The sequence below is a fragment of the Actinoplanes sp. NPDC023714 genome (assembly GCF_040639855.1).
Taxonomy (GTDB): domain Bacteria; phylum Actinomycetota; class Actinomycetes; order Mycobacteriales; family Micromonosporaceae; genus Actinoplanes.
The window spans coordinates 964630-988899 of record NZ_JBFAAR010000001.1 but is presented as its reverse complement, the minus strand read 5'-3'; the positions used below and the strand labels follow the sequence as shown (position 1 = coordinate 988899).

Here is a 24270-nt window from a genome sequence, read left to right as displayed (position 1 = left end):
GGGCCACCACCCACATCGGCGGCAAAGCGTCCAAGATCGCGGACGACCGGCAAAACGTCGCCACACCACACGCACCGAGCCGATCTTGAACGGGCCACCACCTACATCGGCGGCGAAGCGTCCAAGATCGCGGACGACCGGCAAAACGTCGCCACACCACACGCACCGAGCCGATCTTGGACGGGCCACCACCTACATCGGCGGCGAAGCGTCCAAGATCACGGACGACTGACGCTTCGTCGCGCGGGTTGGGCCGATCTTGGACTGGCGGCCACCGGGATCGGTGGTTGGGCGTTCAAGATTGGGGAGGAGTGGCGTGCGTGGTGGCGGTACTGACGATTATGTCGCGGGTACGGGATCCGCTAGGCGACCGGGAACGCGGCTCGGGGCAGGAAGGTCAGCTGGGCCTTCTTGTTCGGCAGCGTGATCTGCGGGCCCAACTCGAAGCCCTCGCGCTGCAGGCGGGCGATCATCCGCTCGTTGCGGACGTCGGGTTCGGCGATGATGCGCCGGTGGGCCGGGTCGGCGAAGAGGTGGCGCAGCAGGGCCGGGAAGACGGCGCTGGTCACGTGCGGGAGGACGCGGTCGCCGGCGTCGAGCAGCAGGTGCAGGCCGAAGTCGCCGGGCTGGACGTCGTAGCAGTCGCTCACCGGGTCGTTCTCCGGCTCGTACGTCTGGAAGATCCCGATCGGGGCGTCGTCCAGCAGGAGCAGGTACGCGTGGTGGCTGTCCAGGCCGTCGACGAAGGCGTAGATCTCCTCGACCTGTTCGACGGTGTGGCCGAGCATGCCCCAGTACCGATTGCGCTCCTTCGTCACCCAGCCGTGCACGAGCGTGGCGTGCGCCGACGGGTTGAGCGGGATCATGATGAGCTCGCCCAGGCCGGGCAGCTTCTCGGAAAAGACGATCACGATGCCTCCGGAGCGACGGAAGGGAGCGACGGAAGGGACGGGAGCGACGGAAGGGACGGGAGCGAGAGGTGCAGGAGTCAAGCGATCCCAATCGGTCACGAGCGGGACCAGCGAGCCGGACGACCAGAGCGGCAGCTGATCGAGGAAGTGCGGCGACGACGGGTCGTCGACCGCGCCGAACGGCACCACCCAGCGGCTCTTCTGCCGGTCCGCGACGTCCCAGATGTAGCGGGCCACCGGGCCCCGCACGCACAGGTCGCTGACGCCGGTGACGCTCGACGTGTTCAGCACGCAGTCCCGCGAGCCGGACAGCTCCACTGCCGGGATCGCCGCGTCGAGGCCGGGCAGCCGGATCGGGAGGAGCAGGTGCCGCGAGCCCCACGACCCCGATTCGATGGCGCCCGGATCAGCCAGATCAAAAGGATCAAGACCAAGACCTTCGAGTACGCCGTCGAGGGCGTGCCCGATCCGGCCGCGCGGGTCGGTCCACGGCGCGAAGATCGCGTCGTATCCGGAGTCCTCGAAGAGCGGCTTCAACTCCGGCCGTTCCCACAGGGCGCGGGCCACCGCCGAGCGCCAGGCCTCGTGCCGGCCCGCTTCCACGGAGTCCGCGGCCATCGACGTGTCCATGTGGATCAGCGCGTGCGGGACACCGGCGTCGAGCAGGGTACGGATGCGCCGGGCCCGCGCGGGCGGGGCGAAGTCGATGCCGTGCCGCTCCGTGTCGGGCCGCCGATCGTTCGCATTCACGGCGGAGCAGGAGCCTGCGCGGTCCGCGGAGACGTCCGCGCGGTGCATCGGCGCCCACCCCTCCCGCCAGGCGAAACGCTCCTCCCAGGCGGGCACCGGCACCCACCGGTTGCGGTCGTCGCGGACCGGCACCCGGCCGGCGGCCTGCTGCACGATCCGGCCGGAGTCGTCGGCGATGAGCACGCTGTTCACCGGCTCGACCCAGCCGGCGAACGCGTCCGCCACCTCGTCCACCGTGGACGCCCGCAGCAGCGGCAGCAGGCAGTCGAAGCCGAGGTCCGCGGACACCCGGGCCGGCGTGCGGAGGCTCAGCGCCGGTACGGCAGGCCCGGGAGCGACGGGCCCGCCCTGGATGACCGGGCCGCGGGCGGTCTCCATGCAGGAGAGGGAGACCGGGTGCTCCCCCCGTACAAGAATGGTCTCTTCATGAACGACCACCGGCTCCCAGCCGGTCGCGCCCCGGGCCTCGACCCCCGCCTCGGTCGCGCGCAGCTCCTCGAGGTAGAGGTCCTGGTAGTCGGCCATCGCGTTGGTGATCGCCCAGGCGACCGGGCCGGCGTGCCCGAAATGCTGCACGCCCGGGACGCCGGGGAAGGTCAGGCCGGCCACGTCGAACTCCGGGCAGGCCAGACGGATCTGCTGGTAGACCCCGGGGAGTTCGAGGAGGCGGTGCGGGTCGCCGGCGATCTCACCGGGGACCGCCCAGGCGTTGCTGCCGGAGCCGCCCGGGCCCTCGATCGCAAACCATTCCACGGCCGCGGGACCGAGGGTGCGCTCGACGTGCGCCCGCCACATCTTGTTGGGGAATGTCCCGAAGAGGATGTGCTGCACCTGGAAGACGCCGAGGGACGACCAGTCGTTCCACTCGATGCCACCGGCGCGGACCCCGTCGGCATAGGCTTCCAAGAAAGCGCGCGTCTCGGAGGAGAGCGCGGCGAAACACCGGCGCGCGGTGTCGTCGAGACGCGCCCGCCGGGCGAAGACGTCCCACTCCAGCTCGTCGGGACCGGCGACCGAGGCGAGCCGGCCCTCCGACCGAAGGCGTTCCACCTCCAATTGGCGCCCGCGATCGGAAGCGGTCACCCGCCCCTGCAGGTAGGCCAGTTCGAGAACCGAGCCGGCCCGCACGTGCGGGATGCCGTAGTCGTCGCGATAGAGATTCATCGAGAGATCGGGTTCTCCAGCTCACCGGCGTAGATGAGCGAGCTCTCCTGGTCGGTCAGGTCCACCATCTGCAGCGTGTTGCGCAGCTGGAGCCGGTTCAGGCAGGAGTGCGCGAAGGACGGCCGGAAGAGGTCGAGCCGCCCGGCGATCGCCGGGTGGTCCTTCGCGTGCTCCTCGACGCAGTCCCCGGCGAGCTGCCAGAACTCGGACCAGGGCAGCACGCCGTCGGCGTCGAGGATGCCGGCGAGGTGCCGCAGGAAGCCGTCGAAGACGTCGGTGAAGAGCGCCAGCTCCTTCAGCTCGACCGTGGTGATCATGCGGATCCGCTCGACCTCGCCGGGCAGCGGCCGGTCGTTCATGACGGCCACCTCCTCGCCGATGTCCTTCATGAACACCCGGGTCGGCACGTGGTTCTCCAGCACCAGGATCAGGTTCTCGCCGTGCGGCATGAACGCGAGGTCGTGCTGGAGCAGGCAGTGCACGATCGGGCGCAGGTAGGCGCGGAAGTACGTGGCCAGCCACGCGGACGGGCTCACACCGGACTCCCGGATCAGCGCGGTGACCAGGGCGTTCCCGTCGCGGTCGCGGTGCACGAGGCTCGCCATGGTGGCGAGGCGCTCGTTCTCCGCGAGCCGCGGAACCGGACTCTCCCGCCACAGCGCCGCCAGCATCTTCGTGTACACGCTCGGCGTACCGACCCGGTGGTAGGCGTCCCCGGTGTACCCGATCGCCGCCAGCTCCCGCAGCACCTCGAAGCGGCAGGCGCGCAGCTCCTCGTCGTTGTTCACGACGTCCGCGACCCACTCGTTGATCGGCGGCGTGGCCTGCATGTACTTCGGCGACAGGCCGCGCAGGAAGCCCATGTTCTGCACCGCGATCGCGGTCTTCACGTAGTGCCGGTCCGGCCGGTCCGCGTTGAAGAACGTCCGGATCGACTGCTGTGCCCGGTAGCGGTCGGTGCTCTCGTCGAGCGGGACGATCGCGCGGCGGGCGATCTCCGGCGCGAAGGTGACGGTGAGCTTGTGCTCCCACTGCCAGGGGTGCACGGGGAGATACCGGTATTCCGCCGGGTCGAGGCCCAGGGAGGACAGCCGCCTCTCGAAACGCTCCAGAAGCTCGGTCCCGAGCTCGGCCTCGTAGAACTCCCGCTCCGGCGAGGAGAGGACGAAGATGCTGTCGCTCTTCAGGACGGCGACCCACCGGAGGCGCACCGGCGCGCCGGCCTCCGGGGCGAACGACGAGTGATCCTTCAGACCGAAACCGATCCGCCCGTTGTTCGCCACGAAACCGGGGTGCCCCTCGGTCATGGCGGCCTCGATCGTCTGGAAGTCCGCGTGAACCAGATCGGACGCGGTCTCCCGGCGGTGGGTCAGCTTCCAGGCGGTGCCGGCCAGCGTCGCCGAGATCTCCTCGAGGTACGTCCCGAGCAGTTGCTGCGGGATGCCGAGCGTCTCGCGCAGCCCGGAGATGAAGTCGAGCGCGTCGAGCGGCCCTTCAAGGGACGAGGGGTCCACGATCCAGTGCTCCATCGGGAGCCGTTTCGCCCGAAATGTCCAAGCGCTGAACGAGAAGCGATCTCCGCCCAGAAACACCGGCGCGATCAAGCGCTCATGGGCGAACTCCCCCAGCGCCTTCGCGATCAGCCGGCGATGGGCCAGCTCGATCGTCGAGGGGTTCAGGTGCGGGACGCTCATCTCGTAGGCGACCCGCGTGCAGAAGCTCAGCCGCGCCACCTTGTCGTGCAGCTGGACGTGCCGCTCCTCGACGAACCCGGCCTCGGCGTTCTTCCGGGCGATCGCCTCGTTGCGCACGTCCGGCTCGACGACGACCCGGTCGATCCTCGAGTCGGCGAAACAGAAGTCCATCACCGCGCGGAACACCGCCGACGTGAGCCCGGAACGCTTCGAGGAGGAGGACGAGGCAGGGGGCGCCACCAGCACGTGCATGCCGAGGTCACCGGGCCGCACGTCGTAGACCGAGGCCAGCTCGCTGTGCGCCGGCTCGTAGGTCTCGGCCAGGAAGAGCGGGGTGCCGTCGTCGTCGAGGCCGAGCCACGCGTGGTGGTGCGGATTGTCGGCGATCTTCTGGTACTCGTCGCGCACCCGCGCCCGGTCGGCGCCCTGCAGGCCCCAGTAGTGCGAGCGCGGATGGGTCACCCAGGAGTGCAGCAGATCAAGATCACGATCAAGATCCAGGGGTACGAGGTTCATGACGTCACCAATTGACGGGGGATGTCGGCCGTGGGGGCGCCGAACTGCTGGAAGGCGATCGAGTCCTCGATCTTGTAGATCTCCCGGCCGGTGATGCCCTTGAGGATCACCGAGTTCCGGTACGGGCCCATGCCGAGGTCGGGCGCGTTGACGCTGTGCGTGTGCTCCTCGGCGTTCTGCACGAACACCTCGCCGCCGGTGACGTCGACCGCGTAGTCGACGGCCACGTCGAAGCGGCCCCTTGCGTCCCAGCGGATGCGGTCGCGGACCGGGTCGAGGAAGGACGGGACGCGCGGCGCGTACCCGGTGGCGAGCAGCAGGCCCTGGGTCTTCGCGGTGAACGACCGGCCCTGCTCGGCGTGGTGCAGCGCCAGGGTGTAGCGCTGGTCCGCCTCGTCCCAGATCACCCCCTCGACGGCGGTGCCGGTGAGCAGCGTGGTCGGCACCGGCCCGTGCAGGCTCTTGGCGTAGAGCGTGTCGTAGATGGTGTCGACCAGGTCGGCGCTGATCCCCTTGTAGAGGTTGCGCTGTTCGCGGGCGAGCCGGTCGCGCACCTCCATGGGCAGCGCCTGGTGGTAGCGGATGTACTCGGGCGAGGTCATCTCCAGGGTCAGCTTCGTGTACTCCATCGGGAAGTACCGCGGCGACCGGGTGATCCAGCTCAGGTGGTAGCCGTGCGTCTCGATCTCGGAGAGCAGGTCGAGGTAGATCTCGGCCGCGCTCTGCCCGCTGCCGACCACGGTGATCGAGTCGAGCCGCTGGAGCTTCTCCCTGTTCGGCAGGTAGTCGGCGCTGTGCACGTACGGGCCCTGGTCGACGGCGGCCGGGACGCGCGGCGCCGTGCCGATGCCGAGCACCAGCTTGCGCGCCCGGAAGGTCTCCCCCGTCGCGGCGTGCACGAGGTACGCCTCGCCGTCGTGGGTGACGGTCTCCACCCGGGTGTCCCAGTGGATCGACGGCAGCTGCTTCGCCACCCACTTGCAGTACTCGTTGTACTCGGCGCGCAGCGGGAACCAGTTCTCCCGGATGTAGAACGGGTAGAGCCGGCCCACCTGCTTCAGGTAGTTGAGGAAGCTGAACCGCGACGTCGGGTCGGCCATCGTGACGAGGTCGGCCATGAACGGCACCTGGATCGTGACGCCCTCGAGCATGAGCCCCGGGTGCCAGTCGAACGCGGACCGCTGCTCCAGGAAGACGCCGTCCACATCGGGCAGGTCGGCGGTCAGCGCGGCGAGGCCGAGGTTGAACGGCCCGACGCCGATCGCCACGAAGTCATGGGTACGCATCAGGCCATCACCGCCGCGGTCGTCGTGGGTTCTGCGGAGAGCCGGTGCCCGATCCCGCGGATCAGGTCCAGCACGTCTTTCAGGTTGCCCATCGTGGTGTTCGGGTTGAGCAGGGTGAACTTCAGCCAGTAGTGGCCGCCCACCGTGGTGCCCGCGACGATCGCCTGGCCGTCCCGGAACAGCTCCTGGCGCAGCCGCGGCATCAGCTCGTCGCACTGCTCGACGCCCATGCCCCGCGGCCGGTACCGGAAGAGGAGCGTGGACAGCGACGGCTCGGTGAGCACGTCGAAGTCCGGGTCGGCGAGCAGGTGCTCCCAGGCCTGGTGTGCTCGGTCGACCACGGTGTCGAACATGTCGCCGATCTGCTCCGAGCCGATCGTGCGCAGCGTCATCCACAGCTTGAGCGCGTCGAACCGGCGGGTCGTCTGGAGGCTCTTGTCGACCTGGTTCGGCACGGTCGCGGTGCGCGGGTTCAGGTAGTCGGCGTGCACCGCGATCCGGCGCATGGTCTCGCCCCGGCGCACCACGATGGCGCTGGAGCTCACCGGCTGGAAGAAGCTCTTGTGGAAGTCGACGGTGACCGAGTCGGCGTTCTCGATGCCGTCGAGGAGATGCCGGCGGCGGGCCGAGACCAGAAGACCACATCCGTACGCGGCGTCGACGTGCAGCCAGACGCCGGCGTCCCCGCAGATCGGGGCGATCGCGGCGACCGGGTCGATGCGGCCGAGATCGGTGGTGCCGGCGGTCGCCACCACGGCCATCGGGATGGCGCCGTCCCGCCGTACGTCGAGAAGAGCCGCCGCCAGCGCACCCGGATCCATCCGCCCGTCGCCGTCGGTCGCGACAGCGACCACGGCGTCCTTGGCGAGGCCGAGGATCCCGGCCGACTTGCCGACGCTGAAGTGGCTCTCGGTGGTCGCGAAGATCCGCAGGAGCGGGAGCGCGGCCTCGCGCGGCATGTCCCGGTGCGCCAGGGTCTCCTCGCGGGCGAGCAGCAGCGCCTGGAGGTTCGACTGGGTGCCGCCGCTGGTGAAGATACCGTCGGCGCCCGGGCCGAACCCGATCCGGCCGGCCGTCCAGTCGATCAGCCGGCGCTCGATCAGGGTGCCGGTCGCGCTCTGGTCCCAGGTGTCGACCGAGGAGTTGACCGCGGAGATCAGGACCTCGGCGCTGAGGGCCGGGATGGCCACGGGGCAGTTCAGGTGCGCCACGTACGTCGGCTCGTGGAACCAGATGGCGTTGTCCAGATAGAGCCGGGCGACCTCGTGCAACGCGGCGCCGGTGTCACCGAGCGGGCGGTCCAGGTCAACGGCGTCGACCTGGGCCTGAAGATCGGTGACCGATGCACCGGAGTACGGCTGCCGCACTGTCTTCACCCGGTCGGCCAGCAGCGCCGACGCGTGCCACACACCCGACGTGTACGCGTCGAGCGTGGACCCGGAGAACAGATGCGGGGACGCGAACCCCTCCAACGTGGCCTCCAACTAATAAGGTAACCCTTACCTAACTAAGGGGAGGCTAACGGGCCGGACTCGCGTTGGAAACTTGATCGGGTCGCGTCGGGGGGCGACGGCCGGCTCGCGCGCGCCCCCAGATCGGCCGCGACCAGCGCATCGAGCCCCGCAAGATTGTTCCGCGAGTGAGTGGTGATTCATCCCATATCGCGGATCCGGGGCCCACCGTGTAAGACAGTGGGCCCCATCGATCCGCTCGGGATCAGAACGGGCTCAGGATGATCCCGGCCGCCTGCGGGTCGCCGTCGTGCACGAGCGACTCCTGGTTCTGCACGTCGTCGAAGGCGAACGCGTACGCCTTGCCGTCGACCATGTTCCGGTGGATCTCCCGGGCGTACACGTTGGCGGGATCGCCCTGGTAGAAGTCGGCCGCCGTGCCGCTCGGCTGGGTGTCCAGCCGGCCCAGCGTGGTGCGCTGGAGCGCCGCGCACAGGGTCCGCGCGATCGGCCCGACCACCTGGTCGTTCGGCGCGCCGAGGGCGCCGTCACAGCCCCACACGTTCGCGGTCGACGGCTTCGTGAAGGACGCGACCGTCTTCCCCGTGGTGTCGGTGAAGCTCAGGACGTCGCCGTTGGTCCGGCCGGAGAACTTCACCCCGGGCTGGTCGGCGAAGGGCACGACGGTCAAGGTCTTGCTCGCGTACGAGGACCACGCGCTCGCGATGTAGGAGTCGAGGTAGGTCGGGCTCATCAGCCCGGCGTCGGCCGCCTTGCCGGGCGCCAGCACCCGCAGCACCGTGCCGTCGGCCCGGGTCACCACCGACTTCGCGAAGGCCGGGTCGGCCTTGATCGCGTCGATCACCTTCTGCCGGCCGTTCGTCTTCACCTCGCCGGTCCGGATGGTCCGGCCGGCGGCGCCGGTCACGCTCACGACGTGCGGGACCGCGAACATGTCGACCTGCGAGCTGTTCAGCCAGAGCCCCGAGTCGTTGAGGGTGAACTCGCTCCAGTCGAAGAGGATGTCGTGGTTCGGGTCGCCGCCCGCCCACGGGGCCGGCTGGACCAGACCGTCGGTCGTCAGGCGGAAGTCGAGCTTGTCGCCGAACGAGAAGTAGATCCGGCCGGACAGGTTCTCCGGGATCTGGATCGTGGTGGATCCGCCGTTCCCCGGGCCGGCGATCGCGACGTCCGGCGCCGGGACCGGGACCGCGCCGCCGCCGGTCCACGCCGTGAACTTCCCGGCCCGGTCGGCGTAGCCGAGCTTGCCGGTCGTGAGGTTCGTGCCGAGGACGTAGACGTGGACGTCCTCGTTGCGGCCGCTCTCGTTCTTGATCGTGACGGGGAGAAGCCCTTCGGCCTTGACCGGATTCGCCGGATCTGCCGGGCGGCTGCTGGAGGGAGCCGTGGCCGACGCGGTGGTGGGCGCCTTGGTCGGCGCTCCCGTGGACGGCGCGGTCGTCGTGGGCGCGGTCGTCGCGGTCCTGGTCGGCACGGCCGTGGCGGGAGCCGTCGTGGCGGGCGCCGTCGTGGCGACCGCTCCGCCGCCGCACGGCGCGCCGTTGAGGAGGCAGTTCAGCGGCCGGCCGCCGGTGCCGACGAATCCGAACGTCACTTTCCCGCCGACCGGGATCGCGCCGTTCCATGCGCGGTTCGTGAACGTCCGGTGACTTCCCGAAGCGGTCATGTCCGCCTCCCAGAAACTGCCGATCGACGCGCCGGCGGGCAGGTCGAATTCGACTTTCCAGGACGTCATCGCGGACGCGCCGGTGTTGCTGATCGTCACCTCGGCCTGCCAGCCGGTGCCCCAGTCGGAGACCGTCCGCACCCCGGCCGTGGGCGCCGCGGCCGAGGCCGGCAGGGCGATCCAGGCGGTGGCGAGCGCCGCGGTGGTGGCCGCGGCGGCGAGTATCAGGCTGCGTTTCCTGGGCATGGGGGTGCCGCCCTTCGATGGGGAACGTTCGGGGACGTTCGCCATTGTGCAAAGGGCGGCACCGGAATTGCGCGCTGTTTAAGGTCCCTTTAATGCTGACGTTTTTCGGCGGCGCGGATAACGGTTTTTCTAAGAATGGCTCAACCGCACCGCCGACCAGGAGATCCGTGGCAGGACGACGGTCGCCACCCCGTCCTCCACGGTGACCGTGTCGAGGGCGGTCAGGGTGACCCGGTCCGGGTCGTCCCTGGTGTTGCTCGCCCGCACGTCGTCGTCGGTGAGGGTCCAGGACTCGGCCACGGTCAGGCCGGCGCCGAACGCCCGCAGGTCCACCGCGAACTCCAGCGGCCGCTCCTGGTCCCGGTTCACCGCGAAGACCACTACGTCGCCGGTGGCCGGGTCGTGGGTGGCGACCGCGTCGACGAGCGGGGCGGCGCCGTAGCGGGCCGTCTCGTAGACCGGGCTCTGGATGTCGAGCCGGAGCACGTCGCCCTTCGCGAGCGCGGCGGTCCGGGCGAACGGGTGGAAGATCGTCTGCCGCCAGGCCGGGCCGCCCGGCTCCGTCATGATCGGGGCGATCACGTTGACGAGCTGCGCCTGGCAGGCCGCGGTGACCCGGTCGCTGTGCCGGAGCAGCGAGATCAGCAGGTTGCCGACCACCACGGCGTCGGCCACGTCGTACCGGTCCTCGATCACCCGCGGGGCGACCTCCCACTCCTTCGGCAGCGGCACGCTCTGGAACCGGGAGAGGTACCAGACGTTCCACTCGTCGAACGAGAGGTTGATCTTCTTGGTGCTCTTGAGCCGGGCGCCGACCGCGTCCGCGGTGGCCACGATGCTGTTCACGAAGTGGTCCATGTCCACGGCGCTGGCGAGGAACGACCCGAGGTCGCCGTCGTGCTCCTCGTAGTAGGCGTGACAGGACACGTAGTCGACCACGTCGTACGCGTGCTCCAGGACCGTCGACTCCCAGGAGCCGAACGTCGGCATCACCGAGCTGGAGCTGCCGCAGGCCACCAGCTCGAGATCGGGTTCGGCGGACCGCAGCGCGCGAGCGGTGGCCGCGGCGAGCAGGCCGTACTCCTCGGGGGTCTTGTGCCCGGTCTGCCACGGGCCGTCCAGCTCGTTGCCGAGACACCAGAGCTTGATCCCGTAGGGCTTCTCCGCGCCGTTCGCACGCCGCAGCTCGGAGAGGTGGGTGCCCTCCGGGTGGTTGACGTACTCGTGCACGTCGAGCGCCTCCTGGACGCCGCGCGTGCCGAGGTTGACCGCGTACATGATCTCGACGTCGGCCTTCGCGGCCCACTTCGCGAACTCGTCGATGCCGACCTCGTTCGTCTCGATGCTGCGCCAGGCCAGGTCGCGCCGGCGCGGACGGTCGGCGACCGGGCCGACGCCGTCCTCCCAGCGGTACCCGGAGACGAAGTTGCCGCCCGGGTAGCGGACCATCGTGACGCCGAGCTCGCGGGCCAGGGCGAGCACGTCGGTACGGAACCCGTCCTCGTCGGCGAGCGGGTGACCCGGCTCGTAGATCCCGGAGTAGACGCAGCGGCCCATGTGCTCGACGAACGAGCCGAAGGTCCGGCGGTTGACCGGCGCCACTACCGAGGCAGGGTTCAGCGCCACATGTGCACGAAGCATGGTGTTCCTTAATGTCACTTGACCGCGCCGACGGTGAGGCCGCCGCGCCAGTACCGCTGAAGGAGGAGGAAGGCCGCGATGAGCGGGACGATGGCGACCAGGGACCCCGCCACGATCACGTTGAAGAGCGCGGCGCCGCCGTTGCCGATGGTGGCGGACATGTACCAGGTCCGCAGGCCGACGGTGAGCGGGTAGAGCTGGTTGTCGCTGAGCATCACGAGCGGCAGGAAGAAGTTGTTCCAGGACGCGACCATCGAGAAGAGCAGCACGGTGACCAGGGCCGGCCGCATCGCCGGCAGGGCCACGCTGCGGAAGACCCGGAACTCGCCGGCGCCGTCGATGCGGGCCGCCTCGAGCATCTCGTCCGGGACCGAGTCGTGGGTGTAGACCCGGAGCAGGTAGACGCCGAACGGGTTGAGCAGCGCCGGCAGGATCACCGCCCAGATCGTGTCGACCAGGTCGAGCTGCGCCATCAGCAGGTACGTCGGCAGCACCAGGGCCGTCGCCGGCACCATGATCAACCCGAGCAGCAGGGCGAAGAGCGCGCCCCGGCCCGGGAACCGCAGCTTCGCGAAGGCGTACCCGGCCAGCGCCGACACCACCGTCGCGCCGATCCCGCTGATCACCGCGTAGAACGCGGAGTTGCGCAGCCAGACCAGGTAGATGCCGTCCTCTTGGGTGAAGACCAGCTTCAGGTTGTCGATCAGGTGGAAGTCGGCGAACCAGAGCGGCGCCGAGCCGAACAGCCCGTCGTTGTCCTTCGTCGCGGCGACCAGCAGCCACCAGAACGGCAGCAGGAAGTAGAGCGCCATCAGACCCATGACCACGTGGGCCAGGACGTTGTTGCGGGAGGCCTTCATCGCAGCGCGCTCCGCTTCCGGGTGGCGAACAGGAAGATGTACGACCCGATGAAGACCACCGCACCGAGCAGGAACGAGATCGCCGCCGAGTAGTTGTACTGCTGGAACGAGAACGCCTGGTGGAACGCGTACAGGTTCGGCGTGTAGTGGTTCGTGATCGCGCCCGGGTTGAGCGGCTGCAGGATCAGCGGCTCGGTGAAGAACTGCAGCGTGCCCATGATCGTGAAGAGCGTCGCGAGGACCAGCGCCGAGGCGATCATCGGCGTCTTGATCCGGACCGCGATCTGCACGGCGCCCGCGCCGTCGATCTTCGCGGACTCGTAGACCTCGCGCGGCAGGCCCTGCAGCGCCGCGTACAGGACGATCATGTTGTAACCGGCCCACTGCCAGGTCACGATGTTGCCGAGCGACCCCAGCACCACGTTGCTGGAGAGGAAGTCGGCCTTGAACGGCCCGGTCTCCTGGCTGTAGAGGAAGCCCCACATCAGCGTGCCGATCACGACCGGCACGGCGTACGGCACGAAGGCCGCGAGCCGGAAGGCGCGCGAGAACCGGGAGGTCGCGTGGTCGATCAGCAGTGCCGCGAGCAGCGCGATCCCGATCATCACGGGCGTCTGGACCAGGCCGAACAGCACGACCCGGACGACGCCCTCACGGAACAGCGGGTCGGCGAACGCCTGCCGGTAGTTGTCGGCGAACGCGAACACCTCGCCCTCGACCAGGGTGGACCGGTAGAGGCTGAGCTTGAAGGCGTACGCCATCGGCAGCAGCAGGAACGCGACCAGGAGCACCGCGAACGGCAGGACGAACAGCCAGCCGGTGGCGGCCTCCCGCCAGTGCCGCCGCTTCTTCACGGGGGCCGGGCCCGCGGCCGCCGGAGCGGCCGCGGACTCGGTTCGGACGTCGGTGCTCATTACTGGACCTTGAAGCCCTGCTGGGTCGCGTACTGGGCGACGTTGGCCTGGGCCGTGTCGAGCGCCGCGGTCCAGGACGTCTTCTTCTCGATCGCCTGGTTCAGGCCGGTCGTCAGCTGGTTGAAGTTGTAGCTGTTGAACGGGCTCCAGGCGAACTCGCCGATCGCGTTGTAGGCCGGCACGAACACCTCGTTGACCTTCTGGCCGCCGAAGAACTCGTACTCCTTGCCCTTGAACGCCGCCGACTCGAGGATCGGGGTGGCGGTCGGGAAGAGGAAGGCCTCGTCGATGCCGATCTTCCAGGCGTCGGTGTTCTTCGCGCCGAAGATCTCCTTGGCCACCGTGGCGGCCTGCTCCGGGTACTTGGTCTGATCGGTCACCGCGAACGACGAGCCGCCCCAGTCGCCCTGCGCGTTCGCGCCGGCGGTCCACTGCGGCAGCGGCGCGGCCCGCCACTTGCCGGAGGTCGTCTTCGCGACGCTCTGCAGGTAGCCCGGTCCCCAGCCGGCCGCGATGTAGGTCGCGTACTTGCCGGAGGCGAGTCCGTTGTAGAAGTCGGTGGTGCCGTACGCCTTGGTGTCGGCGAGCCCGGCGTCGACCATGCCCTCCCAGTAGGTCATGACCTGCTTCGCCTCGGCGCTGTTGACGTTCACGCCGACGGTGGCCGGGTTCGCGACGTCGTAGGTGTACGGCTTCGCGCCGGCCTGCCACTGGAGGCCGGTCAGGAAGCCGCCGTCGTTCGCGCCGAAGTCGGTGATGAAGCTCTTCCCGCCGGTCGCCGTCTTCAGCTTCTCGGCCTGGGCCTTGTACTCGTCCCAGGTCTTCGGCACGGTGAGGCCGTACTGCTTGAAGAGGTCCTCGCGGTAGAGCAGCGCCATGGGCCCGGCGTCGACCGGGATGGCGTAGACCGAGTCGCCGGTGCTGACCTGCTTCCACGCCCAGTCGACGTAGTCGCCCTTCACGTCGTTGGCGCCGTACTTCCCGAGGTCGACCAGGTGCTTCGTGAGCTGGAAGGTCGGGATCTCCTGGAGCTCGAGCATCGCGACGTCGGGCGCGCCCTTGCCGGCCTTCAGCGCGGTCTGCAGCTTCGTGTACTGGTCCTGGCCCGCGCCGGCGTTCGTCCATTCGATCTTGATGTCGGTGTGTGTCTTGTTGAACAGGTCGACGACGCCCTGGAACGCCGGGTACCAGGCCCAGACCTTGATGGTGACCGGGCCGTCGGTCTTGGTGGCCTCGTCGGCGCCGCCACCGCAGGCCGCCACCGTCAACGCGGTGAGCGTGGCGACCGCCGTCACGGCCGATCGGCGCAGCCCTCGCCTTACACTGAACTTCCTGACGTTCACTGGGTCCTCACAGAGTCAGTCGATGTGCGTCGGGTTAGGGCCGGTCCGCGGTGCTGGCACACCGCGACCGGCCATCAAGTACGTCACCAGCAGGTATTCATCTTGTGGCATTGATTGCTACGCTTTTGCAGCGCTGCAAAACACAGCATGCACGGACGCCCAATCGACGGCAAGGGGTAACCTGCCGGAAACTTGGCGCAACGCGGGAAGCCGCAAAGGGGGGCACATTGCGTCGGGAGGTCACTCTGCGTGACGTGGCGGAGCTGGCGGGGGTATCCAGCCGAACCGTGTCGAACGTGGTGAACGGCTACGCGAACGTCACCGAACGGACGAAGGCCCGGGTGCAGCGCGCGGTCGAGGAGCTCGGCTACCGCCCCAACGTCCTGGCCCGGAACCTGGCGCAGGGCCGGTCCGGCCAGATCGCGCTCGTGGTGCCGTACCTGGACACGCCGTACTTCGCCGAGCTGCTGCAGAGCGTGATCCGGGCGGCCCGGAACAGCGGGTACAACGTGCTCATCGACCAGACCGACGGCGACCCGGAGCACGAGCGCGGCTTCATCGCGCACGGGTCGCGGCGGCTGCTCTTCGACGGCGTCATCTTCAGCCCGCTCGGCCTCGACCAGCAGGCCCTGGCCGACCGCGATCCGGCGCTGCCGCTGGTCATTCTCGGCGAGCGGGCCAGCGACGGGACGTTCGACCACGTCGGCATCGACGACGTGGCGGCCTCCCGGCAGGCCACCGAGCACCTGCTCGGCCTGGGCCGGCAGCGGGTCGCCGCGATAGGCGACCAGCCCTACGCCACGGGCGAGGCGGCGCAGCTGCGCACCCGCGGCTTCCGCGAGGCGCACGCGGCCCGCGGCCTGGCCGCCCACGAGGATCTGATCATCGGCACGCCGCGGTTCAACCGGCCGGACGGCGCCCGGGCCATGGCCCACCTGCTCGACCGGGAGGACCCGCCGGACGCGGTCTTCTGCTACAGCGACCTGGTGGCGCTCGGCGCCATCCACACGATCCTGGCCCGCGGGCTGCGGGTGCCCGAGGACGTCGCGGTGATCGGGTACGACGACATCGAGGACGGCCGGTACTCGAACCCGACCGTCACCACGATCTCACCGGACAAGGAGTGGATAGCGACCACGGCGGTGGAGCGCCTGCTGCTGCGGATCGGCAGCGGCACCCCACCGCCGGGGCTGGAACTGCGGGCCCCGCACCGGCTGATCGTGCGCGAGTCGACTACTGGAAGAGCTTCGACGCGGTGATCGCCGTCTGCACGATCCCGTAACCGAGCAGGACGCTGACGAGCGCCCAGGAGAAGAAGAGCCTCAGCCTCATGCCGCCTTCACCTCCTCCTTCGACGACGGCTCGTGGTACTTCGCGGGGACCGGGCGCACCAGCAGGTTGGCGGCGAACCCGATCGCGAGCAGGCCGACCATGGTGAACAGCGCCGGGCGGTAGGCGTCGGCCGTCAGCGTGCCCGGCTTGCCCTGCGCGTCCAGGAACCCGTTGATGATCAGCGGCCCGGCCACCCCGGCGGCCGACCAGGCGGTCAGCAGCCGGCCGTGGATGGCGCCGACCTGGTACGTGCCGAACAGGTCCCGCAGGTACGCCGGGATGGTCGCGAACCCGCCGCCGTAGAACGACAGGATCACGCCGGCGAGCAGTACGAACAGCGCGGTCGCGGCCGGGCCGACGAGGGCCAGCAGGGTGTAGAGGACCATGCCGCCGCCGAGGTAGAGCATGTAGATCGGCTTGCGGCCGATCAGGTCGGAGGTCGACGACCAGACGAACCGGCCGGCCATGTTGAAGAGCGAGAGCACGCCGACGAACCCGGCCGCCGCGGAGACCGCGACGGTGGACGTGCCGCCGTCCCGGAAGAAGTCCTGGATCATCGGGCTGGCCTGCTCGAGGATGCCGATCCCGGCCGTCACGTTGCAGAAGAGCACGATCCAGAGCAGCCAGAAGGCGCGGGTCCGGATCGCGTTCGCGGCCGAGACCTGCGCGGTGGTGACCAGCGGCTTCTCCCGTACCGAAGCGGGGTCCCAGCCCTCCGGCCGCCACCCCTCCCGGGGCACCCGGATGTTGACCACGCCGAACATCATGATCACGAAGTAGCCGATGCCCAGGGTGAGGAAGAGGGCGGTGAGCGCGCCGCCGTCGGCCACCGAGGTGGCGACGTCCGGGTCGTAGCCGCTGTCGTAGAGCGACATGAGCTGCCGGGAGAGCGGACCGGCGATCAGCGCGCCGCCGCCGAACCCCATGATCGCCAGGCCGGTGGCGAGGCCGGGCCGGTCCGGGAACCACTTGATCAGCGTGGAGACCGGCGAGATGTAGCCGATGCCCAGGCCGATCCCGCCGAGCACGCCGTAGCCGAGGTAGAGCAGCCAGAGCTGCGAGGTCGCGATGCCGAGCGCGCCGACCAGGAAGCCGGCCGACCAGAACGAGGCGGACACGAACATCGCCTTGCGGGGCCCGTTCGCCTCCACCCAGGTGCCACCGACAGCGGCCGAGAGGCCCAGCATCACGATGGCGATGCTGAAGATCACCCCGATGGCCGTCTGCGAGGTGTCGAAGTGCTGAACGAGTGAGTTCTTGTAGACGCTGGTGGCGTACACCTGGCCGATGCACAGGTGCACCGAGAGCGCGGCGGGCGGGATCAGCCAGCGGCTGTATCCCGCCGGGGCGACCGTGTGCTCGCGGTCGAGGGCGGAGAGCAGAGCCATCGCACCGCGCTACCCATCGCTTTCCGTCGATAAACCTTCCTGATCGGCGCGCTCCAGCAGTTTCTCCAGCGAGAACGCGTGATCGTCGATCGCCGCGTGCAGGTCGCCCAGCTCGGCGAAGCGGGCCGGGACGGTCCTGATCGTCAGGTCCCGCGGCTCCACGTCGGCGATCTCGTCCCAGGTCACCGGCGTCGAGACGGTCGCCGACGGCACGCCGCGCACCGAGTAGGCGCTGGCGATGGTGTGGTCCCGGGCGTTCTGGTTGTAGTCGATGAAGAGCGACGACGGGTCCCGGTCCTTGCGCCACCAGGTGGTGGTCACGTCGTCCGGCATCCGGCGCTCCACCTCCCGGGCGAAGGCGAGCGCGGCCCGCCGCACCTCGCCGAACTCCCAGCGCGGCTCGATCCGGACGTAGACGTGCAGCCCTTTACCGCCGGACGTCTTCGGGTAGCCGACGATGCCGAGCTCGTCGAGCACCTCGCGGACCACGCCGGCCACCCGGCGGACCGTGCCGAACGGGCAGTCCGGCATCGGGTCGAGGTCGATCCGCCACTCGTCCGGCTTCTCGGTGTCGGCCCGCCGGGAGTTCCACGGGTGGAACTCCACGGTGGACATCTGCACGGCCCAGATCACGTCGGCCGGCTTGGTCACGCACAGCTCGTCGGCGTACCGGTTGTAGCGCGGGAACTTCACCCGGACCGTCTCGAGCCAGGGTGGCGCGCCGTTCGGCACCCGCTTCTGGTGCACCTTCTCCCCGGCCAGGCCGTCCGGGAACCGGTGCAGCATGCACGGTCGTTCCCGGAGCGCCCGGACGATCCCGTCGCTCACCGCCAGGTAGTACTCGACCAGGTCGAGCTTCGTGGCGCCGAGCTCCGGGAAGTAGATCCGGTCCGGGTTGGAGACCCGGACGTCGTAGTCCCCGACTTCGATGACGGTGGCTTTCGCGGCCATGCATCGAAACTTAGCCGAGCCAGGACTCCTGTAGGTCCAGAAGCAGGGTGTCGCCCGAATCGAGGAGATCCAGGTGCGGGTTGATCCGGGGCAGCTCGTGGGTGATGAAGTACCGCGCGGCCAGGCGCTTCCCCTCGTAGAAGTCGCCCTCCTTGCCCTCGGCCGCGAGCCACTGCTCCAGCCAGATCCAGGCGATCACCAGGTGGCCGGCGGCGTCGAGGTAGGCCGTGGCGTTGACCAGAGCGGTCTCCGGCGTCGCCCAGAGCTTCGCGGTGGTGGCGGCGAGCCGGTCGGCGGCCGCGGCGATCGGCGCACCCAGTTCCGGATTCCTCTGACATGTCGCTGTGATCCGGTCGAGCAGGAGACCCAGTCCCGCGCCGCCCTTCATGGTGACTTTCCGGCCCAGCAGGTCGAGGGCCTGGATGCCGTCGGTGCCCTCGTGGATCGAGTTGAGCCGGTTGTCCCGGTAGAACTGCTCGACCGGGTACTCCCGGGTGTAGCCGTAGCCGCCGTGCACCTGGATGGCGTGGTCGTCGGCGAGCCGGCACCACTGCGACGGCCAGGCCTTCACGATCGGGGTGAGCACGTCGAGCAGCAGGTCGTTCTCCTCGGACGGCTCGTCGACGAGCTTCGCCGCGTAGAGGACGAGGGCGAGGCCCCCCTCGACGTAGGACTTCGACGCGAGGAGCATCCGGCGTACGTCCGGGTGTTGAATGATCGGCACCGGAGGAGCCGACGGGTCCTTGCCGGTGACCGGACGGCCCTGGGCGCGCTCCTTCGCGTAGTCGAGCGCGTGCAGGTAGCCGGTGTAGCCGAGGGCGACCGCGCCGGCCCCGACGCCGATCCGGGCCTCGTTCATCATGTGGAACATGTACTGCAGGCCGCGGCCCTCCTCCCCCACCAGGAAGCCGGTCGCGTCGTCGAAGGCGAGCACCGTGTTGGTCGTGCCGCGGTAGCCCATCTTGTGGTTGAGCCCGGCCAGCGTGACGCCGTTGCGCTCGCCGGTGTCCAGGTCCTTCTTCGGCACGATGAAGAGCGACAGGCCCTTCACCCCGGCCGGCGCGCCGGCGACCCGGGCCAGCACGAGGTGCACGATGTTCTCGCTGAGCTCGTGATCCCCGCCGGAGATCCACATCTTGCTGCCATTGATCTTGTAGGCGTCGCCGGATTTTTCCGCTTTAGTCGTGACATCGGAGAGCGACGAGCCCGCTTGCGGCTCGGACAGGCACATCGTCCCGGTGAAGCGGCCCTCCAGCATCGGATGCACGAACCGCTCGATCTGCTCGCCGGTCCCGTGCGCGAGCAGCAGGTGGGCGTTCGCCGAGGTCAACATGGCATAGGCCGACGTCCCGGTGTTGGCCGCCTGGAACCATAGGAAACAGGCCCGCTGCACCACGAGCGGCAACTGCAGACCGCCGTGAGCAGCGTCGACAGTGCCCGCGATGAGACCGGACTCGGCGAAGACCTTCAGCGCCTTCGCCACCTCCGGGATGATCGTGACGGTCGAGCCGTCGAAGGTCGGCTCGTTGAGGTCGTTCTTCCGGTTGTGCGGGGCGAAGTCGCGTTCGGCGATCCGCTGCGAGACGTCCAGGAACGCGTCGAACGTCTCCCGCGAGTGGTCGGCGAACCGCTCCCGCGCGGTCAGCTTCTCCACGTCGAGCCATTCGTAGAGCAGGAACGCGAGATCGCGCCGGGAGAGCACCTTGGACACCGCAGCCACCACCGTTCGCCGATTGAACTCCTTGCACCCAGTGTGCACTAAGTTCAGTCCGACGCGCGGTGCCGTCCCACCCGGCCGCCGCCGTTCGCCCCCGACTTCCGGCTGCCGCCGGCGTGCTTGATCGCGTACATCGCGTGGTCGGCGGCCCGCAGCGCGGCATCCGGGTTCTCGGCCGCCGGCGCCAGGTGCACGCCGATGCTCGCGCCGATCAGGATCTCCTGGCCGCCGATCCGGAAGGGCAGCTCCAGGACGTACCGGATCCGGCCGCTCATGGTGTGCGCGTCCTTCTCCGACAGCACGCCCGGCATCAGGATGACGAACTCGTCGCCGCCCACCCGGGACAGCACGTCGGTGTCCCGGACGCAGGCGGTGAGCCGGTCCGAGACCTGCCGCAGCAGCTCGTCGCCGACCTCGTGCCCGTACGCGTCGTTGACCGGCTTGAACCCGTCCAGGTCCACGAAGAGCACCGCAACCGGCGCGTCCTTCAGCGAGGTGCCGAGCGCGTCCTGCATCCGGCGCCGGTTCGGCAGACCGGTGAGCGGGTCGTGCTGGGCCTCGTGGCTGAGCCGCTCCTGGAACGCCATGCTCTCGGACACGTCCCGGGCGTTGATCACGACGCCGGCCAGCGCCGGGTTGTGCATCTGGTTCGAGGCGGTGAACTCGAACCAGCGGTACTCGCCGGCCGCCGAGCGGGTCCGGCACCGCAGCCGCACCACGCCGGACGGGTCGTCGAGCAGCCGGCTGAGCCGCTCCCGCATCTCCGGCTCGTCCTCCGGGTGGATCAGGTCGAAGACGCTGTGCCCGGTGAGCGCGCCGGTCTTGTAGCCGAGCACGCTGAACGCGCTCGGGCTGCTGAAGATGATCCGGCCCCGGCCGTCCAGCACCGAGACCAGGTCCGGCGCGTGCTGGAACAGCGCCTGAAACCGCTCGTCGGCCCGGCGCCGGGTCACCTGGGTGCGGTAGCCGAGCACCGAGATGCCGGCCACGCCGATCAGCAGCATGGCGAGCAGGGTCAGGTTCAGGGTCTGGCTGCGGGCGGCCACGACGCCGTCGAAGGAGGACTTGGTCTGGATCCGGAAGTAGGACCAGCCGCTGGGCAGGCCGCCGTAGACGACCGCGATCATGTCGGTGCCGCCGGCCCGGTACTCGACGAACTGCACGCCCTCGATGTCCAGGTGGGAGCGGAGCGCGGCGTCGACCCGTGTGCCGATCAGCGCCCGGTCGCTCGCCGCGCCGACCACACCGGCCGCGTCGGCGACGACAGTGGTGTGCGTCTTGGAGGACAGTCGCACGGCGTAGGTCTGCAGCGAGGTCTTGGCGACCTGGTTGAGGCCGATCAGATAGCCGATCACCGAGTCGTCGACAGTGATCGGCACCGCCACCGCGGCCAGCGCCACCCCGTCCACGACCATCACGTTGGAGAACCCGGCCTGCCCCTCGGCGAGCTGCGCCTCCATCGGCACCCAGCCGGCGTCGTCGGCGGACGGCAGGCCGGACTTGCGGCTGGCGGTCAGCAGGTCGCCGTTCATGTCGGTGGTGAGCAGGCCGTACTGGAAGGTGGTGCTCTTCGCCGCCGCGGCCGCGAGGATCGCCCGGTCGGCGGCGCTGTCCCGGCCCAGGTGCAGCGCGTGCGTGGCGACGATCTCGGACAGCTCGGCCGCCGAGTTCACCTGCAGCTGCCCGGTGAGGGTGCCGTTGTTCGTCCCGAGCGTACTGCTGTCCTCGCGGTGCACCGTGTCGGCCGCGCGCAGCGCCGAACGGTTCACCAGGAAGCCGATGACCCCGGCCGCCGCCAGCAGCAACACGCTGACCACCACCGCGATCCAGTTCCGCAACCGCATCTGTCCTCCTCACCGGTTGTCATCGGCAGGCGGAGCAGCTACTGAACCAATCCCACCTAGGGGCTTCGTCCGGGGAGAACCGGGGGAAAGGGGGCGGCGCTTCCCACCATCGACCCACGATGATGAGAGGGCAACAGTGCGTCGTCGATGAACGGAGCACCGCATGCGCAGACAGGTGGTCGCGCCGCCCTCCGGCCGGCTCTCGACGTTCCGTGTCCGGATCCCCGCGCCCCGCCGTCCGGTGGAGACCCGGGAACCGGCGCCCGCCCCACGTCGCATCGTCCGTACCGGCCTCACCATCACCGGAGCGGCGTTCGCGGCCGTCTTCTTCTGCCTGTCGTTCACGCCGTCGCTGCTGCCCCGGGCCTGGTTCCTGCAGGGCGTGGTGGCCGGCATCACGGCCGCCACCGGGTACGCGCTGGGCACCACGATCGGCGCCCTGGTCCGGGTCCGCGCCCGGTTCAGCGAGCGGACGGTGCGGATCGCCTGGCGGGTGCTGCTGGCCCTCGTACCCCTGCTGTTCCTCTTCTTCCTCTGGCTCGGCACCCGGTGGCAGCGCGAGCTCCGCGGGCGGCTCGGCATGCCACCCACCCAGGAGTACGACGTCGCCAAGACGCTCGGCGCCGGCCTGCTCACCTTCGCGCTGATCCTGCTGGTCGCGCGCACCCTGCGACTCGCCACGCACGGCTGCGCCCTGGTCTTCCGGCAGGTCGTCCCGCACCGCGCGGCCTACTGCGCCGGAACCGTGGTGGTCGCCCTGCTCAGCTACAGCGCGATCGACGGCCTGCTGATGGCGCAGCTGTTCACGATGGCCGACCGCTCGGCCGCCGTGGTCAACAACGGCACCAGCAACGGCGTCGTGATGCCCACCTCGGCGCTGCGCTCCGGCGGATCCCGGTCGCTGGTGAGCTGGGACTCGCTGGGCCGGCAGGGCCGCGCGTTCGTGGCGAGCGCGCCGACGCTGCCCGAGCTCACCGCGTTCGCGGGCCGGCCCGCCGTCGAACCCATCCGGGTCTACGCCGGCCTCACCTCGGCCGACACCGTCGAGGAGCGCGCCGCCCTGGCGGTCCGCGAGATGGACCGCACCGGCGCCTTCGACCGCGCCGTCATCGCGATCATCACGCCGACCGGCACCGGCTGGGTGGACAACCGGGTCACCCAGTCGCTGGAGTACATGTACGCCGGCGACTCCGCCCTGGTCTCCATGCAGTACTCGTACCTGCCCAGCTGGATCTCGTTCTGGGGCGACCGCTCCGAGGTGGTGGCCGGCGCCTCGGCCCTGATCGGCGCGGTCCGCGAGCGCTGGGCCGCGATGCCGGCGGCGACCCGGCCCCAGCTGCTGATCTTCGGGGAGAGCCTGGGCACCTACGGGATCGAGAAGACGTTCGGCTCGGCCGAGGCGATGGCCGGGGGCGCCGACGGCGTGCTGCTGCTCGGGCCCACCTTCGCGAACCCGCTGCACCGGGAGCTCACCCGGGCGCGGGAGGCCGGCAGCCCGGTCTGGGATCCGGTCTACCCGTCGCTGCCGATCGAGTTCGCCGAGAACGCCACCAGTCTGCGCGCCTTCTCCGCGGAGAAGCCCAAGGTCGTCTATCTGCAGAACGCGACCGACCCGGTGGTCTGGTGGAGCTGGGACCTGTTCTGGAAGAAGCCGAAGTGGCTGACCGGCGCCCGCGGCCCGGACGTCACCCCCGACATGCACTGGTACCCCGGGATCACGTTCTGGCAGACCTCCTGCGACCTGCTCTTCGCGAACAAGGCGCCGACCGGGCACGGCCACGTCTACAAGTCGGAGACGGTCGACGGGTGGGCCGCCATCGCGCCACCGCCGGGCTGGACCGTCCTCGACACGATCCGGCTGAGGGCCGTCCTGGAGAACTAGCGTTTCAGCCAGGGCTGCAGGGCCTTGGTGACGCGCGGCAGCACCAGATAGGTCATGATCGGGGTGAGGACGAGCGTGCTGATCAGGGTCTTCAGCACCACGTTGAGCGTGGTGATGTGCGGTGTCAGCAGGACCGCCGACAGCAGGCTCACCGGGAAGAATCCGAGCCAGATGGTGACCGCCTGCTTCCAGCGCGGCGGGGCGGCGGCCGGCGGCGGCCCGGGCTGATCGATCTCCTGGTCCCGCGGCGGGTCGAACCATCCCTCGATGCCGGTCCGCCGCTCCACCCGGGTGTGCTCGACGAACCCCTCGGCCGACGACAGCCACCAGCGCCGCTGCGCCGACTCCTCCCAGTCCCGCAGCGACTCGGCATCGGCGAACCGGTACAACATGTGCCATTCGGACGAGCCGACCTCGGGCCGCACCCATCCGGTTCCGAGGAATCCGGGGAACGTCTCCGCGAGCGAAGCGCCGGCCCGCACCCAGGCCGCCATCTCCGCGCTCTTCTCCGGATCGACTCGGCGAGTGATCGCGACGGTGACGGCCATCTGCGGCGGAGCGTTCATGTCCCATATTCTGGTACACCCGTGTTTCGCGCACGTGGCTTCGGGCGCGGAAGTGCACCACCCCACATTCAAATGCCACTGCCTTTGTCGCAGCGGGGTGGTGGGTACGGACCGTCGCTCACGCCGA

General features: G+C 69.6%; 16 protein-coding genes. 2 read left to right on the top strand and 14 right to left on the bottom strand.

The window, feature by feature from the left end; genetic code table 11:
• Positions 1–362: 362 nt before the first annotated feature.
• The 9 genes from AB0G10_RS04735 to AB0G10_RS04695 form a co-directional block, all read right to left on the bottom strand.
• Complete coding sequence (locus AB0G10_RS04735) at positions 363–2825, bottom strand: GNAT family N-acetyltransferase (RefSeq protein WP_360916475.1); 2463 nt, start codon at positions 2823–2825, stop codon at positions 363–365.
• Positions 2822–5035 (bottom strand): GNAT family N-acetyltransferase, encoded by a 2214-nt coding sequence (locus AB0G10_RS04730; protein WP_360916472.1) that lies wholly within the window; start codon positions 5033–5035, stop codon positions 2822–2824. Before AB0G10_RS04730 ends, AB0G10_RS04735 begins: the two co-directional genes overlap by 4 nt.
• The gene (locus AB0G10_RS04725; RefSeq protein WP_360916470.1) at positions 5032–6321 is read right to left on the bottom strand and encodes a SidA/IucD/PvdA family monooxygenase; all 1290 of its coding nucleotides are present in this window, start codon (positions 6319–6321) and stop codon (positions 5032–5034) included. Before AB0G10_RS04725 ends, AB0G10_RS04730 begins: the two co-directional genes overlap by 4 nt.
• Positions 6321–7805, bottom strand: coding sequence for an aspartate aminotransferase family protein (locus AB0G10_RS04720; RefSeq protein WP_360916467.1), 1485 nt, complete (start codon positions 7803–7805; stop codon positions 6321–6323). Before AB0G10_RS04720 ends, AB0G10_RS04725 begins: the two co-directional genes overlap by 1 nt.
• Positions 7806–8037: 232 nt before the next feature.
• On the bottom strand, positions 8038–9705 hold the full coding sequence (locus tag AB0G10_RS04715; protein WP_360916464.1) for a beta-1,3-glucanase family protein: 1668 nt from the start codon (positions 9703–9705) through the stop codon (positions 8038–8040).
• 129 nt (positions 9706–9834) lie between these two features.
• Positions 9835–11346 carry an alpha-N-arabinofuranosidase gene (locus AB0G10_RS04710; RefSeq protein ID WP_360916461.1) on the bottom strand — a complete coding sequence of 504 codons (1512 nt, stop codon included), beginning with the start codon at positions 11344–11346 and terminating at the stop codon, positions 9835–9837.
• A gap of 14 nt (positions 11347–11360) precedes the next feature.
• The gene (locus tag AB0G10_RS04705) at positions 11361–12206 is read right to left on the bottom strand and encodes a carbohydrate ABC transporter permease (protein WP_360916458.1); all 846 of its coding nucleotides are present in this window, start codon (positions 12204–12206) and stop codon (positions 11361–11363) included.
• Positions 12203–13120 (bottom strand): sugar ABC transporter permease, encoded by a 918-nt coding sequence (locus AB0G10_RS04700; RefSeq protein WP_360916455.1) that lies wholly within the window; start codon positions 13118–13120, stop codon positions 12203–12205. Before AB0G10_RS04700 ends, AB0G10_RS04705 begins: the two co-directional genes overlap by 4 nt.
• A complete protein-coding gene (locus AB0G10_RS04695) occupies positions 13120–14415 on the bottom strand; it encodes an extracellular solute-binding protein (RefSeq protein ID WP_360916452.1) in 1296 nt (431 codons plus the stop codon). The genes AB0G10_RS04700 and AB0G10_RS04695 overlap by 1 nt, the downstream gene beginning before the upstream one ends.
• A 275-nt stretch (positions 14416–14690) precedes the next feature.
• On the opposite strand from AB0G10_RS04695, the gene AB0G10_RS04690 reads away from it, so the two are divergent.
• Positions 14691–15722, top strand: coding sequence for a LacI family DNA-binding transcriptional regulator (locus AB0G10_RS04690; RefSeq protein ID WP_360916449.1), 1032 nt, complete (start codon positions 14691–14693; stop codon positions 15720–15722).
• Between the two features lie 69 nt (positions 15723–15791).
• Here the strand turns inward: AB0G10_RS04690 and AB0G10_RS04685 are convergent, their stop codons facing one another.
• Genes AB0G10_RS04685 through AB0G10_RS04670 form a run of 4 tightly spaced genes read right to left on the bottom strand, consistent with a single transcriptional unit; the run spans position 15792 to position 21695 of the window.
• Positions 15792–17183 (bottom strand): OFA family MFS transporter, encoded by a 1392-nt coding sequence (locus tag AB0G10_RS04685; protein ID WP_360916446.1) that lies wholly within the window; start codon positions 17181–17183, stop codon positions 15792–15794.
• A 9-nt stretch (positions 17184–17192) separates the two neighbouring features.
• Positions 17193–18134 (bottom strand): non-homologous end-joining DNA ligase, encoded by a 942-nt coding sequence (gene ligD / locus AB0G10_RS04680; protein ID WP_360916443.1) that lies wholly within the window; start codon positions 18132–18134, stop codon positions 17193–17195.
• A 10-nt stretch (positions 18135–18144) separates the two neighbouring features.
• On the bottom strand, positions 18145–19854 hold the full coding sequence (locus AB0G10_RS04675) for an acyl-CoA dehydrogenase (RefSeq protein ID WP_360917962.1): 1710 nt from the start codon (positions 19852–19854) through the stop codon (positions 18145–18147).
• Positions 19855–19898: 44 nt separating this feature from the next.
• Entirely contained in the window at positions 19899–21695 is a 1797-nt protein-coding gene (locus tag AB0G10_RS04670; RefSeq protein WP_360916440.1) for a sensor domain-containing diguanylate cyclase, read from the bottom strand.
• Positions 21696–21858: 163 nt separating this feature from the next.
• Between AB0G10_RS04670 and AB0G10_RS04665 the strand changes: the two genes are divergently transcribed.
• Complete coding sequence (locus tag AB0G10_RS04665) at positions 21859–23577, top strand: alpha/beta-hydrolase family protein (protein WP_360916437.1); 1719 nt, start codon at positions 21859–21861, stop codon at positions 23575–23577.
• On the opposite strand, the gene AB0G10_RS04660 is transcribed toward AB0G10_RS04665, so the two are convergent.
• Positions 23574–24143, bottom strand: a complete 570-nt coding sequence (locus AB0G10_RS04660; RefSeq protein WP_360916434.1) for an antibiotic biosynthesis monooxygenase — start codon at positions 24141–24143, stop codon at positions 23574–23576. The genes AB0G10_RS04665 and AB0G10_RS04660 overlap by 4 nt on opposite strands.
• Positions 24144–24270: the final 127 nt, after the last annotated feature.

Excerpts from the sequence above, each read along its gene's own strand:
- ligD (WP_360916443.1), bottom strand. The coding sequence starts at position 18,134 with ATGGCCGCGAAAGCCACCGTCATCGAAGTCGGGGACTACGACGTCCGG.
- AB0G10_RS04705 (WP_360916458.1), bottom strand. The coding sequence starts at position 12,206 with ATGAAGGCCTCCCGCAACAACGTCCTGGCCCACGTGGTCATGGGTCTG.
- AB0G10_RS04665 (WP_360916437.1), top strand. The coding sequence starts at position 21,859 with ATGCGCAGACAGGTGGTCGCGCCGCCCTCCGGCCGGCTCTCGACGTTC.
- AB0G10_RS04730 (WP_360916472.1), bottom strand. The coding sequence starts at position 5,035 with ATGAACCTCGTACCCCTGGATCTTGATCGTGATCTTGATCTGCTGCAC.
- AB0G10_RS04735 (WP_360916475.1), bottom strand. The coding sequence starts at position 2,825 with ATGAATCTCTATCGCGACGACTACGGCATCCCGCACGTGCGGGCCGGC.
- AB0G10_RS04725 (WP_360916470.1), bottom strand. The coding sequence starts at position 6,321 with ATGCGTACCCATGACTTCGTGGCGATCGGCGTCGGGCCGTTCAACCTC.
- AB0G10_RS04715 (WP_360916464.1), bottom strand. The coding sequence starts at position 9,705 with ATGCCCAGGAAACGCAGCCTGATACTCGCCGCCGCGGCCACCACCGCG.
- AB0G10_RS04685 (WP_360916446.1), bottom strand. The coding sequence starts at position 17,183 with ATGGCTCTGCTCTCCGCCCTCGACCGCGAGCACACGGTCGCCCCGGCG.
- AB0G10_RS04660 (WP_360916434.1), bottom strand. The coding sequence starts at position 24,143 with ATGAACGCTCCGCCGCAGATGGCCGTCACCGTCGCGATCACTCGCCGA.
- AB0G10_RS04700 (WP_360916455.1), bottom strand. The coding sequence starts at position 13,120 with ATGAGCACCGACGTCCGAACCGAGTCCGCGGCCGCTCCGGCGGCCGCG.
- AB0G10_RS04710 (WP_360916461.1), bottom strand. The coding sequence starts at position 11,346 with ATGCTTCGTGCACATGTGGCGCTGAACCCTGCCTCGGTAGTGGCGCCG.
- AB0G10_RS04670 (WP_360916440.1), bottom strand. The coding sequence starts at position 21,695 with ATGCGGTTGCGGAACTGGATCGCGGTGGTGGTCAGCGTGTTGCTGCTG.